The 12,675-nt window shown below is 53.3% G+C and carries 11 protein-coding genes; 2 read left to right on the top strand and 9 right to left on the bottom strand.

Annotated elements, in window-relative coordinates; genetic code table 11:
- Positions 1 to 12: 12 nt before the first annotated feature.
- The 3 genes from VFO10_RS08925 to VFO10_RS08915 are packed head-to-tail and all read right to left on the bottom strand — an operon-like array spanning position 13 to position 4,666.
- Positions 13 to 1,617, bottom strand: a complete 1,605-nt coding sequence (locus VFO10_RS08925) for a response regulator (protein ID WP_325139170.1) — start codon at positions 1,615 to 1,617, stop codon at positions 13 to 15.
- Entirely contained in the window at positions 1,614 to 2,060 is a 447-nt protein-coding gene (locus VFO10_RS08920; protein ID WP_325139168.1) for a response regulator, read from the bottom strand. The genes VFO10_RS08925 and VFO10_RS08920 overlap by 4 nt, the downstream gene beginning before the upstream one ends.
- Positions 2,057 to 4,666, bottom strand: coding sequence for a GAF domain-containing sensor histidine kinase (locus VFO10_RS08915; RefSeq protein WP_325139166.1), 2,610 nt, complete (start codon positions 4,664 to 4,666; stop codon positions 2,057 to 2,059). Before VFO10_RS08915 ends, VFO10_RS08920 begins: the two co-directional genes overlap by 4 nt.
- 211 nt (positions 4,667 to 4,877) lie before the next feature.
- Here VFO10_RS08915 and VFO10_RS08910 point away from each other — a divergent pair, with 211 nt between their 5' ends.
- Positions 4,878 to 5,093, top strand: coding sequence for a putative signal transducing protein (locus tag VFO10_RS08910; RefSeq protein ID WP_325139164.1), 216 nt, complete (start codon positions 4,878 to 4,880; stop codon positions 5,091 to 5,093).
- Between the two features lie 285 nt (positions 5,094 to 5,378).
- On the top strand, positions 5,379 to 6,161 hold the full coding sequence (locus VFO10_RS08905) for an OmpA family protein (RefSeq protein WP_325139162.1): 783 nt from the start codon (positions 5,379 to 5,381) through the stop codon (positions 6,159 to 6,161).
- On the opposite strand, the gene VFO10_RS08900 is transcribed toward VFO10_RS08905, so the two are convergent.
- The 6 genes from VFO10_RS08900 to VFO10_RS08875 form a co-directional block, all read right to left on the bottom strand.
- A complete protein-coding gene (locus VFO10_RS08900) occupies positions 6,162 to 6,335 on the bottom strand; it encodes a hypothetical protein (protein WP_325139161.1) in 174 nt (57 codons plus the stop codon). It abuts the gene before it with no gap.
- Between the two features lie 156 nt (positions 6,336 to 6,491).
- Positions 6,492 to 8,444 (bottom strand): chemotaxis-specific protein-glutamate methyltransferase CheB, encoded by a 1,953-nt coding sequence (gene cheB / locus VFO10_RS08895; RefSeq protein WP_325139159.1) that lies wholly within the window; start codon positions 8,442 to 8,444, stop codon positions 6,492 to 6,494.
- Positions 8,445 to 8,455: 11 nt separating this feature from the next.
- Complete coding sequence (locus tag VFO10_RS08890) at positions 8,456 to 10,141, bottom strand: methyl-accepting chemotaxis protein (RefSeq protein WP_325139157.1); 1,686 nt, start codon at positions 10,139 to 10,141, stop codon at positions 8,456 to 8,458.
- A gap of 31 nt (positions 10,142 to 10,172) precedes the next feature.
- On the bottom strand, positions 10,173 to 10,670 hold the full coding sequence (locus VFO10_RS08885; protein WP_325139155.1) for a chemotaxis protein CheW: 498 nt from the start codon (positions 10,668 to 10,670) through the stop codon (positions 10,173 to 10,175).
- On the bottom strand, positions 10,667 to 12,157 hold the full coding sequence (locus tag VFO10_RS08880; RefSeq protein ID WP_325139153.1) for a chemotaxis protein CheA: 1,491 nt from the start codon (positions 12,155 to 12,157) through the stop codon (positions 10,667 to 10,669). Before VFO10_RS08880 ends, VFO10_RS08885 begins: the two co-directional genes overlap by 4 nt.
- A gap of 165 nt (positions 12,158 to 12,322) precedes the next feature.
- A complete protein-coding gene (locus tag VFO10_RS08875) occupies positions 12,323 to 12,565 on the bottom strand; it encodes a hypothetical protein (RefSeq protein ID WP_325139151.1) in 243 nt (80 codons plus the stop codon).
- Positions 12,566 to 12,675 lie beyond the last annotated feature (110 nt).

Genomic DNA, 12,675 nt, shown 5'->3' with positions numbered 1-12,675 from the left:
CACCGGACTCTTTCATAAACCTGACCGGGAATGAAGGGGAGAGACGTAGGTGCTGATCAGTTCTATCAGAACCGGCCGATCAATCGGCTTGGGATGAAAGTCATTGCAGCCCGCCTCCAGGCAGCGCGATCGCTCGGAACTCATGGCGTTGGCCGTCAGAGCGATAATAGGTTTGGCAAATCCCTGATCACGCAGCGAACGCGCTGCTGCATAACCATCCATCACCGGCATCTGCATGTCCATGAGGATCACATCGTGGATATTGTGAAGCGCCATTTCAATGGCCTCACGACCATTGGTGGCCAAGTCCACAGTCGCGCCCGTGGACTTGAGGATCTTGCTCATGAGCAGGCGATTGTCACCGGAATCATCCACCAGCAGTACATGAACATTGCTGAGCGTGAGCTGCGACGTCACCGCTGTCGCCGATTCAGCGACTTGATTCGGGATGGCGTCTTCTTTCACAAGGGCCATGATGCGCAGGGTGAAGGTGCTTCCCTTTCCCGGCTCACTTTTGGTCAGCACAAGGTCTCCCTGCAGCAGGCGAGCCAGCTGCTTGGAGAGTGCAAGACCCAGTCCGGTGCCTCCGAAGCGGCGCGAAATGGAACTGTCGGCCTGGGAAAAAGGCTTAAATAAAAGGCCCTGATGCTCATGGGATATGCCAACCCCGGTATCGACCACGGTAAATTCCAGGGCATATTTTCCATCGGCTGGCCTGCCGCGTCCGACGATCACGCTCACGCTGCCGCTATGAGTGAATTTGATGGCATTGCCGATGATATTGATCAGAATCTGTCGCAGACGATTGGGATCGGTCTGAATTTCCTTCGGCAGGCGGTGATCATAGACGAACTGCAGCTTCAGGCCTTTTTCACGGGCTTTCGGCGTGAAAAGATTTTCGAGGTCGACCAGCATGGAGGCGAGGGAAAAGGGCAGGATTTCAACCGCAAGTTTTCCAGCTTCCACCTTCGACATGTCCAGGATCTCATCGACGATCTGCAAAAGGCTCTGTCCATTGCGAATGATGATGCCGACCGTTTCACGTCGCGAGTCTTCATCTTCATTGGATTCCAAAAGCAGTTCGGAAAAACCCAGGATGGCTCCCAAAGGCGTGCGAATCTCATGGCTCATTTGAGCTAAAAAATCGCTCTTGGCCCGGTTCGCGGCAATGGCCTCCTCTTTCGCCAAGAAAGCCGCTTTTTCAGCGTCCCGACGAGCCTGGCGACTGGCGGACTCGCGCAGTTCCCTTTCAATGGCCGGCATCAGGCGCGCAAGGCTGCCCTTCATCACATAATCGTGAGCCCCGGCCCGCATCGCTGCGACCGCGGTTTCCTCGCCCACCGCGCCCGAGACTATGATAAAAGGGATATCCAGGTCACAGGTCTTTAAGATTTCGAGCGCCGGCAAGGCTCCGAACCCGGGAAGATTGTAATCGGACAGAATCACATCCCACGCCTCGGTTTTCAGGTGGTGCTGCAGGTCCTCAGCATTTTCCACACAATGATGCTGGACATCAAAGCGGCCTTTGCGCAGTTCGCGCAGAAGGAGCAAAAGGTCATCTTCTGAATCTTCGATAATGAGGACACGGAGACACGCCTTTTCCTGCATGATTTTCATGGCCCTTTTAAAGGTGGACGTTCATTGATGAGCAGCCAGTACATGCCAAGGTTCTTCACAGCATCCGTAAACTCGACGAAATCAACGGGTTTGGCAACGTAGCTATTGGCACCCAGCCTGTAGCCGCTGATCAGATCCTTCTCCTCTTTGGAGGTGGTCAGGATCACAACCGGGATGAGTTCCGTTCTTTTATCGGCGCGGATGCGCTCCAGAACCTGAAGTCCATCAATTTTGGGAAGCTTGAGATCGAGCAGAACAATCTGAGGCTGGACGCTGGTATTTCGCCCCTGATAGTGGCCCTCAGCGAAAAGATAGTCCAGAGCCTCGGCGCCGTCGCGGGCCACAATCACTTCATTGCTGACGTGAGCCTTGCGCAAGGCGCGTATGGTCAGGGCTTCATCATCAGGGTTGTCTTCAACCAGTAGGATGGTTTTTCCAGTCACCGAACGGTCTCCTTATCCGTATGCGTCGTAGGAAGCGTGAAAAAGAATTTGGCGCCACGTCCGACTTCGCTCTCGGCCCAGATTCGCCCGCCGTGCCGGTGGATGATTCGTCGAACCGTAGCGAGGCCTATGCCCGTGCCCGAAAATTCGTGGGCCTGGTGCAGCCTTTGAAAGGCTCCAAAAAGTTTGCTGCCATACTGCATGTTAAAGCCTGCGCCGTTGTCCTCGACGAAATAAATTATCTCGCCATTGATGCGTTCGGCTCCAAAGACAATGCGGGCCTTTTCCTGTTTGCCGGTAAACTTCCAGGCATTGGACAGAAGATTTTCCAGAGCGATCCTGAGCAGGGAACTGTCGCCGGTGGCCAGAAGCCTTTCCTGGACCAATGTTTCCACCTGACGGCTTTTATCAGACGATCGGAATTCATCAAGTATTTTCTGAACCATCTCGCTGATATGGATGCGTTCCGTCCGCATCTGGGTCCGGGTGAGTTTGGATAGATTCAAAAGATCATCTATGATGCGGCCCATCTTTTGCGAGGCTGCGCGAATTCTTTGCAGGGAATCCTGGCCTTCGGCGTCCAGCTTGTCTGCATAATCCTCGAGCAGGGCCTGGCTGAAGCCATCAATGCTGCGCAAAGGACTCCTGAGATCATGGGAGACGGAATAGCTGAAAGCCTCCAGCTCCTGGTTGGCCGCAGTCAGATTCACCGTGCGTTCGACGACTCTTTGTTCCAATTCCTCGCGCGAACGCTGCAGCTCATCCTGAATGCGCCGGGTTTCGGTGATATCACGAATCGTGATGACCACACCCTGGACGCTTTCCTTCTCGACGAAGGGTGCAGCCAGATAACTGGCTGGAAAGGAACTGCCATCCTTTCTTATGAACGTGCTCTCGCCTTCCACCATTCGCTTCTGATGCAGGACCTTATTCCAGACGGCGGTGTTTTCGTCCGCAGGGAAGACCTCGGTCAGATCCTTGCCCATCAGCTCGCTATGACTCCATCCGAGCAGGCGGGTCGTGGCCGGATTCACAAAGATGACTTTGCGATCCTGATCAAAAGCGCAGAGCCCTTCCCCTAAGCTCTTGGTCAGGGCATCCGTAAAATTCAGCTGGGACTGCAGGCGATTTCTTGAAATATTCGCCGTATCGAAGAGTCGCGCATTGTCGATCGCGATGGCGGCCTGTGGGGCAAGGCCCGCCACCAGCTTTTCGGCTGATTCGGTAAAGACTCCGGGCTTTTCATGTCCGAAGAAGAGCCCACCCAGGACCTCGCCGGTCCGCGATATCACAGGGACAGCAAGGTAACTCCGCACCGGCAGGTGACCCGCTGGCATCCCGTGGTAGGGCGCGTTATGTCCGAAATTTCCATCCCTTGTTACATCATCAAGGCGAACGATTCGCTCACCCATGAAGGTGGGGGCGAAGATTTTCGTATTGCGGGGCATGGGAAACTGCGAGAATTTTTCCCGCGGCACGCCCGATATGCAATAAAGGGTGTAAGCCTCGCCATCTTCTTTCAAAACATTATAAAAAAAGGCTCCAAACTGCGCGCCGGAAAGCTCTGTGGCGGCGTCCGTCACGGTCTGGACGATCCGATCCAGATTCAGCTCCGCCGTCAAAGACAGGCCGACTTCATGCAGTTTCTCGTTGATGCGGGCCTGCTCACGGATCTTTTGCTCCATGTTTTTATGGTCGGTGATGTCGTAGATCAGGACCCCGATGCCCAGGACTTCGTTGTCACTGATGACCGGAAAATAGTTGGCAAGGGAATGCCTGGTCTCGCCCGCATGGACCGGAATATTCAAAAGGGGTCTGCGGCTCTTCATCACCTCCATGAGGTCCAGGTTCAAATCCCGAACATCCTGAGCGTAATGCGAGCCGAAGATGGTTCCAATCACCTCGTCTCTGGGCTTGTCCATGAGTTTTTCAAAGGCATTATTGACACGCGCATAACGAAGATCCCGGTCCAGAAAAGCGAAGGCCACGGGCGCAGACATCAGAAGGATATTGAGGACTGCCGCCGACTCCTTCTCACGAAGCACGGACTCGCTGGCCTCCGTAAAGAGCCTGGCGTTCTCTATGGCCAAAGCCGCACGGGAGGCGAGGTCATAGACGAAGTCCAGATCCTTCGCGCGATAGCGTCGATCAGATTCGGCGAAGACGAGGGTGATGGCGCCCAGCACCCTGTTTTGAACCTTCATCGGCATCACGATGGCGGATTTCATGCCCAGCGAACGAATGATTTCCAGGTGTTCCGGATCGAAGGCGGTGCTCACCAAAAGTTCGTCAGGAATTTCAGGGTAAAACTGAGGGGCTCCCGTCTTCATGACGAGAACAAGTCCGTGGGCATCGCTTGGCTGCGGCGGGTATTTCTCAAAAAGCTCGAACCCGAGCGCTGTTTTTTGACTATCGGAATGGACCACGGCCAGCCGCCTGATCCGGCCGTCCTTTTCAAACATGTCGACGGCGCACCAGTCCGCGCAGACCGGCACCGATAGATGAGCGACATTCGAGAGAGTGGTTTCATAGTCGAGCGAGCCGGAGAGAAGCTGGCTGGCGTCGGCTAAAAATTTCAAACGGATTTCAGCTGTCTCGTTGATCATGAGCGGCCCTTGCCCAGCCTTGAAAACGGTTGAAATATCACGGCGATGTCCATACTTGAAAACGCCTGAGTACAAGCTTTGACGTATACTCATTCGTACCCAGGAAGTCGACATAAAAGCCAATGTGCATTGTCCAGTAGACGGTCAGCTTTGCTATGCGCTCCTGGAAACAGGAAAAATTTCATGTTAAGACTGTGAGAGGAGGACCTTTATGAAATTCGTGTCTCTCATATCTTATCCTGATCGGATGATTGCCAATCTCAATGCCAACATGCTGCGCGGTGCGGGGATCCTGGTGCAGGTCCGTTCTGATGATGCTGGTGGCGTGGATCCCGCGCTGGCCCTGGTGAACGGGGTTGAACTCCTGGTTCCCGAGGATCAGTTGGCGATGGCTCAGGAACTTCTTGCTGACGACCTGGAAACCTGATTTTTTGTCTTCCCGAATTCCTCGAACAACCCCAAACGGATGAAGCAAATTTAATACATAAGTCAAACTCATCCGTTTATATCCCTTTCACCGCCTGGTCTTGCTGGTTTTCTCCTTCACAATATTCTGCAGATTCCCTCCAGGAATTCCACTGTAGCATTTTCTGTTCATGGTCATCTGTGTCATCCAAAAATACCCAGGTTTTAAGCTTGGACACATCGCTCTGAGCCTGTTATAGCGAGATCTAGATGGTTATGTTTTTAAACAGAGACAAGGATTTTCCGCATGCTTGGGACAAGGATAATTTTCCTGATTCTATGGATCGGCCTAATAATATCGGGACAATCGACGGCCAATAATCTGCACGATCAGATGATTCGGACCGCAGTCGCCCCGATGATCGACGATGAAATCAAAAATGAATCGGCCCCCAAGAGCAAGGCGGGTCTGCAGCTTTCGCTAGTCGAAAGCCAGGAGCTGCCGGCGAACATCACCTATCGCATCCTTCCCGTGGAAACGCAGCCACCTAAGGCCCGCGAGAAAAAGGCCGCATCTCTGCTTGAGCCTGGCCTTTATGAACTCATCGTTTCCGTGGATAAGCGCGAGACCTTTCGCAAGAAATTCATAGCCTTTCCTGATTTGCAGTCGAGTCTGCGTCTCAGTTATGCGAAGGACGGCGGCTTTGCCCTGGAGCAAGGCATTCAGCTGCCTCAGTTGAAATTCAAGAAGAGCAAAAGGCAGGTGATGCCGGAATCCTATCCCGTGCTTGAATACCTGGTCGCCCTTCTGCAGGACGAGAAAGCCATTCAATCTCTGTCGGTCCTTGTGCATACCGACTCTGGCGGCAAGGAACCATCCAACATCAAGCTGACTCAGGATCGTGCGGATGAAGTGGTGAGCTATCTGAAAAAGAAGGGAGTCTCCGCCAAGCGTCTTCTGGCACTCGGCCTGGGCTCGTCACGCCCCCTCGTTCCCAATACAAGTCGCGAAAATCGTTTGATGAACCGCCGCGTGGAATATGTCGTGGAAACGGTTCAAGATAAAGTTCTGCTCGGTAAAGCCCGTTGATCAGTTCCGCAGAGCGAGTCGCGTCAGCTTCAGTTGGGAAAGGGCCACGAGTTGCTGGAGCAGCCCAGCCTGTTCATGGACATTCATCTCGTCAATGTTGCCGAGCTTAATGTTAAGAAACTCTGCAAGGTGTCCAATATCCACTTTCTGATTACCGATCGGCTGATTTCTCATGGCGCGAAACTCCCGGTGAATGGCCTGCGTACCTTAAAAGAATACTGCACGATCCATTCCGGTCAAAAAAGCTAACCATTTCCGTTGATGTTTCCAGGGTCACGCAAGAATCAGCGCAATTGAGGTATTTCATCCCACTCTTTCTGCGGGTAAGAGTCAGGCTCTTTTGGGAATCTTTTTGTCCTGAAGAAGTCGCATGAGACTCTGAGGAATCTTATCCAAAGGCAGAACATGATCGACGGCCTGCAAACGGACGGCCTCGCGTGGCATACCGTAGACTGCGCTGGTGGATTCATCCTGGGCAATGGTGGGAGCACCGGCTTCCTTCATGCTCTTCAATCCGCGGGCTCCGTCCTGACCCATGCCAGTCAAAAGAACACCGATAGCCTGAGGTCCGAGCCGTCGCGCCACGGACTCAAAGAGAACATCGACCGAGGGTTTGTGTCGATTCACTGCGGGCCCATCGCTCAGGCGGACGTGATACCCTTTGGAACCGGACTGAAGTTCCATATGCCGGCCCCCTGGGGCAATCAGCACCTGATCATTCAAAACCAGATCGCCATCCTGCGCTTCTTTTACCTGAAACGCACAGAGTGCATTCAGACGTTCAGCAAAAGGCCGGGAAAAAGCCGGGGGAATATGCTGCACGATGAGAATCGGCGGAATGGAATCCGGCAGCTGAGTCAGCACTTCAGTCAAGGCCTGAATCCCGCCTGTGGATGAACCGATGGCAACGATGATCTGTTTGCTCGTCGCTAAACTTGCCGAACGCTTGGTGATGGTTTTCGACGGCAGCGAAGGTTTCTGCCGATGGACATGCGCATCCGCAGCCTGGCAGACGTGTTCAATCAAGGATGCGCTGGAGTTTTTAAGATCCTGAAGCGTCGGCTTTTGCAGGTAATCCACGGCGCCGAGTTCAAGCGCTTCCAGCACCAAAGGCCCCTCCTCGCGCGTCACAGCGCTGATGATCACTACGGGAATGGGATATTTCGGAAGGATCTCCCGCAGCAGCTGACAGCCGTCCATATGCGGCATTTTCAGATCCAGGGTGATGACATCCGGCCGAAATTTTTGAATGGCACTTTCCACATCACGCGGATCACCCAGAGCACCCACCACTTCAAGACGATCGGACTGGGAAAAGGCCGTCGTCAGAAGCTGCCGAATGGTGAGGGAATCATCAACGATCAGCACTTTCTTCTTCGGACTTCGGAAACGCTCCGGCTGCGAAGCTCTGCTCAGGGGTGGCGGTGTTTTCACCGCCGTGGCGGTGGCCGCTCGTTTCCTGTAAATGGAAGGCCCCTGCGTGCTCCAGATCGCTGGCGGCAAACGTACCGATTCGGAATGTCCCAGGATCAATAGCCCATCCTTATTCAGGACCTGGGAAAATCCCCGGATAATCTCCTGAATGGTTTCCTGCTGAAAATAGATGAAGACATTCCGGCAGAAGATGATGTCGAACGGCCCAAGACCAAAAAAATTCGTCTCGACCAGATTGATGCGCGTGAAACGCACTTTTTCGGCGATAGACTTGCGAATTTTAAACCAGCCTTTGACTTCGCGCTGACCTTTGACGACCGCCCGCTCCACATAATCCATGGGGATTTCTTGCAGGCGGTTGTTCGCATAGACACCGTTCTGCGCCAGCGCCAGAACCTTGGTATCTATATCGGAGCCAAGGATTTCAAACCTGTCCTCTGATCCGAAATAACGATTCAGAACCATGGACAGCGTATAGGGTTCTTCACCGGATGAACTGGCCGCCGACCATACCCGCAGACGGCCGGTGCGGTGCCTTCTTTCCCATTCGGGAAGAAACGTATCGGTCAGATACTTGAAGTGCGCCGGTTCGCGGAAAAAGTCGGTTTTATTGGTCGTGATCTGGTTGACAAGATGCTGCCATTCCTTATCCTGGGCAGGCAGCGTCTCCAGAAAACGGCGATAATCGCGGATGGAAGGCAGATTGAGTTCGGCCAGGCGCGCGATCAGGCGTGCCCTTACCAGATCCGTCTTTGATGACGTCAGGTGAATACCGGAGAGTTCGTGAATCCGCTTCTGAAAAAACTTGAAATCATCGTCACTGATCTCCGGCAATCCACCATAAGTCATGCTTTCAACTCCTAGGCAGCTTCGTCAAATCCACTGTTCTGATTGCTGGGCACACCTTCAACGGATTTCACCGTATCGGATTTTTTCAGACGCGATACAGATTCTTCCGGCGCTGCACGACGGAGAGGCACCCGGGCAACGGATTTGCGTGTCGGATGGCCTGATGCCGCAACCGGCTCCAGATTGCCACGCTCCGAACCATTCAGAAGTCGCAGAAGCTCTTCCACGGAAACGCGCAGGGATTCGGCCTGATGCGAGAGTTGCTCGGATGCCGCCGCCGATTGCTGCGAAGCCGAAGCGTTCTGCTGGGTCACCTGATCCATCTGCGTGACAGCGCGGTTGATCTCGGTTATGCCACGGGATTGTTCCTGGCAGGCGCTGGCAATCTCATTGGCCATGTTATTGACTTCTGACACGCTTTCCACAAGTTCATCCAAAACATCTCCACAGCGCTTGCCGACGTTCAGACCCACTTCCACTTTTTGCTTCGAAGTCTGAATCATGCGTTCAACCCGCTCCAGACTCTGTTCGAGCATTTCGCTGATTTCGCGGGCTGCATTGCCGCTCATCTGGGCGAGATTGCCGACTTCCTCGGCGACCACGGCAAAACCTTTGCCATGCTCACCGGCACGGGCGGCTTCGACGGAGGCATTGAACGAAAGCAGTTGGGTTTTGAAGACAATATCATCGATGACCTTGGTCTTGTTGCCGATCTGACCGATGACCTTGACCACTTCACCAATTTCCTTGTTTGCAGCATCGATCTCGCCCATGGCGCCCAGCATTTCAACAATGACCTGCTTGCCGCGACCGGCTGTTTCCTGGCCGGATTTGGCGGTTTCCGAAGAGCGGGCAGCGTTGGCAGCATTCTGCTTCACCATGCTGCTCATCTCCTCGATGGACGAGGCGGTTTCCTGAAGGGACGAAGCCTGCTCGACAGCGCTGGCAGAGAGCTGCTCGGCCGTCGATGAGATTTCGGTGGCAGCGGACGTGACTTCATCCGCGCCAGTTGAAAGCTGACCAGCCACCTGGCTCATGGTCCGGCTGATGGAACTGGCCATGTAAAAACCAATCAGGAGCGCAATCATAAAGCCGGACAAAACCGTGGCGGACAGTATCCACGTCGAAACATTGCGGGTTTCTTCAGCGCGATCCCCCCATTTTTTGGCTTCATCATCCTGGAATTTAACAAGATTGTCGGTGATTTCGCGGAACTCAACGCGAGCCCGAGGCAGCTCGCCGCTGCCAATCACATCGCGCTTCGCCCGATCCTCTTCAAGGCCGGTTGTGCTCAGTTCAATGACTTTTTCCATCAAAGGGCGCAGATTTTTCCAGGATCGAACCACATCCTTCCACTTTTGCTCCTCACCTTCCGCGAATTCCACAGCCTCGTATTCCTTGGCCGTCTTCTCGAAGTCTTCGACAAATTTTTTATAGTTCTCATAGCCCTTCAAGGCTGCCTCGCGAGTGTTCTGGGTATTCACAAGGCTCAGGACAACACCAGCCATATCACGCTGGGAGATCAAAAGACGGGACAGCTTCTGAGTATTCGGAAGATTGACATTCGACACATGGCGATAGGTGTCCGAAACATTCTTCAGGGCATAGATGCCGACGCCACCGACCACCAAAAGACACATTCCACCAAAGAGAGCAAAGGCAATCAATTTCGCTTTCAGACTCCAACGATCGAACATAAAAGTCCTCATTCCAAAAAAAGTTTCAGTGTTACGCAGCGTTTTTCTGACTTTCGATAAGTTTCAAATCCTGGACGTTCAGCGCCTTGTGAACATCAAGCAGCAGGATCATCTTCCTGTCGCGATGGACAACGCCTTCGATGTAATCAATATTCTCGGTGCTCTCGATCATCGGCCGCTCGCGAATTTCCTCCTGCGCAAAGGCAAGGACCCGATTCACAGTGCCCACGGCTATGCCCAGGCAAAAGGATTCGAAATCCAGGATGATCACCGCATTTTTTTTACCAAGCTCCTGGCGCACGCCCTTGAGTTTCATGCTCAGGTCGATAATCGAGATAACCTGCCCCCTTAGATTCATAATCCCAAGGTAATAAGACGGCGTGTGGGGCATGGGGGTGATGTCAGGAATTTCTATGACTTCCTTCACCTTCAGAAGAGGCACAGAATACTCTTCTGTTCCAAGGGAGAAGATCAGATGGCGATCCTCCCGCCCCTTGACCTTGGACAGATTTACGGGTAGCGTTGTCAAGCAGACCTCCGTTCGATGATTTCTTCCAAATCCAAAATAAGAGCAGCCTTGCCGTCACCAAGGATGGCGCTGCCGCTGATGCCCGATATTTTCTTCAGGTCCTGACCCAGTTTCTTGATGACGACCTGCTGCTGACTCACGATGGATTCCGCGAGAAAGCCGTATTCCTTCTGATTGATGCGCGAGATGATGGCGACGCCCCGGCTCTGATGCCTCGATGGGACGGAATGTCCCAGAATCTGATCCAGGTGATAGAGGGGAATCGTTTCACCCCGAAGACTCATGACGTTCTGCCGATGTCCGACCAGGCTGATTTCCGCCGCGTTGATTTCAATAATTTCGTGAACCTGAGACAAAGGCACGATATAGCGCTCAGTTTCATTCAAGCGCACGACCATCCCATCTATAATGGCAAGCGAGAGAGGCAGGATAATCCGAAAACAGGTTCCCTGCCCTTCCACGGTATCGACCTGCAGCTCGCCTTTCAGCTGGCAGATATTGGTCTTCACGACGTCCATACCCACACCGCGGCCTGATACATCGGTGACCTGCGCTTTGGTGGAAAAGCCGGGTTCAAAAATGAGTTGGTGAATCTCGGCGTCTGACAGGAGAGCGTCTTCTGTAATAATAGATTTTTCCAGGGCTTTTTTGCGAATATTGGCAACACGAAGGCCATCCCCATCATCCCTCACTTCAAGGACAAGGCGCCCGGCATGATGTCGCGCGGTGAGCCAGACATGGGCCTGCGCGGGCTTGCCCGCCTTGAGCCTCAGCTCCGGAGTTTCAATGCCATGATCTACCGCATTGCGGATCAGGTGGACCAATGGATCACCGAGGTGATCAACCACTGTCTTGTCCATCTCGATGTCCTCGCCCGAGGTGTGAAAGACGACGTCCTTCCCAAGGGATTTTGAGGTATCTCTCACGACTCTTTGCATTTTTTGAAAGGTCGGCTGCAGCGGAACCATGCGGAGGCTCATCGAGGACTCCTGGATCCGCCTTGTGATCTTGCCGAGTTGATCCACGGTTTTTTGCAAAAGATTCGATGGAATCAGATGCTTGTTCTGCCTTAAAACAGTCTGCAGAATCACAAGTTCGCCGACATCATTCACAAGTGCATCCACCCGATTCAGGCTGACCCGCAGGGATTCATCCTTGTGCCCGGCCGCCACGACCTGGACGGGAACGGGGTTGTCATGGAACTCATGAAAGCCTTGCATGGCAGCGGCTGGGGTCGCGACCGACAGGTCCGGTTCTTTAGGCTTCAGGTTCTGAAGGCGCAGCAGCAGCGGAAGGAATTCGATGGTACTTTGGTAATTCTGATGAAGACGCTCAATCCAATTGATAAGAAGGTCGTGACATTGAAGGAGCAGGTCCACCGCATGCGAGTCAACCGCCAGTTCACCTTTCTTAAGCCTTAGCAGCATGGATTCCATTTCGTGCACGAAGGAACCGAGTTCGTCCAGTTGAACGGCTTTGGATGCCACGCGGCTTGATGCCCGAATGTATAAATTTTTTTTGAGGTCGATGCCTACCCGTGGACAGAGCGAAGATGAAGCTGAGGATGAAAAGCAGGATCACGGAACGCGAGGGACGTTAGAGTTGGCGCTTTGTGGGCCGAATCACTCAGCCCGCGACTTCATTCATAAGGACTAGTCTCTGCCAAATTTTATAGCATCAGCTGCGATCCATTGCGTCAGACATTCAAAGACCAGAGCTGCAGTTCCGAAAAACGCCAGGGCATAGGGGGCCAGGATCTGAACAAAGTTCAGATACGGAATCGTCGGCTTGGAAAAAAACCAGAGGATCGCGCTAAAGACGCAGGTCCAAAGAGTGGCGGCCATAAGACCAGCCTTGACGGCATTCCATAAACTTTTGCGTGCTGCTGCGAACATGAGTGTCTGACCTCCCCTTGGAATTGGGTTACGCGAGAAGAGACGATGGGCAGGAAAATATATTGCTGATATTTTGCGGCGCCTCAAGTTTTCAGCAGCTGACCAGAAAT

Source organism: Oligoflexus sp. (assembly GCF_035712445.1).
GTDB lineage: Bacteria > Bdellovibrionota_B > Oligoflexia > Oligoflexales > Oligoflexaceae > Oligoflexus.
Note: the sequence above shows the minus strand (reverse complement) of the source record. Positions and strands in the feature narration are given on the sequence as shown.

Coding starts and splice junctions, on each gene's coding strand:
- VFO10_RS08925 (WP_325139170.1), bottom strand. CDS start 1,617: ATGAAAATCATGCAGGAAAAGGCGTGTCTCCGTGTCCTCATTATCGAA.
- VFO10_RS08915 (WP_325139166.1), bottom strand. CDS start 4,666: ATGATCAACGAGACAGCTGAAATCCGTTTGAAATTTTTAGCCGACGCC.
- VFO10_RS08910 (WP_325139164.1), top strand. CDS start 4,878: ATGAAATTCGTGTCTCTCATATCTTATCCTGATCGGATGATTGCCAAT.
- VFO10_RS08905 (WP_325139162.1), top strand. CDS start 5,379: ATGCTTGGGACAAGGATAATTTTCCTGATTCTATGGATCGGCCTAATA.
- VFO10_RS08900 (WP_325139161.1), bottom strand. CDS start 6,335: ATGAGAAATCAGCCGATCGGTAATCAGAAAGTGGATATTGGACACCTT.
- cheB (WP_325139159.1), bottom strand. CDS start 8,444: ATGACTTATGGTGGATTGCCGGAGATCAGTGACGATGATTTCAAGTTT.
- VFO10_RS08890 (WP_325139157.1), bottom strand. CDS start 10,141: ATGTTCGATCGTTGGAGTCTGAAAGCGAAATTGATTGCCTTTGCTCTC.
- VFO10_RS08875 (WP_325139151.1), bottom strand. CDS start 12,565: ATGTTCGCAGCAGCACGCAAAAGTTTATGGAATGCCGTCAAGGCTGGT.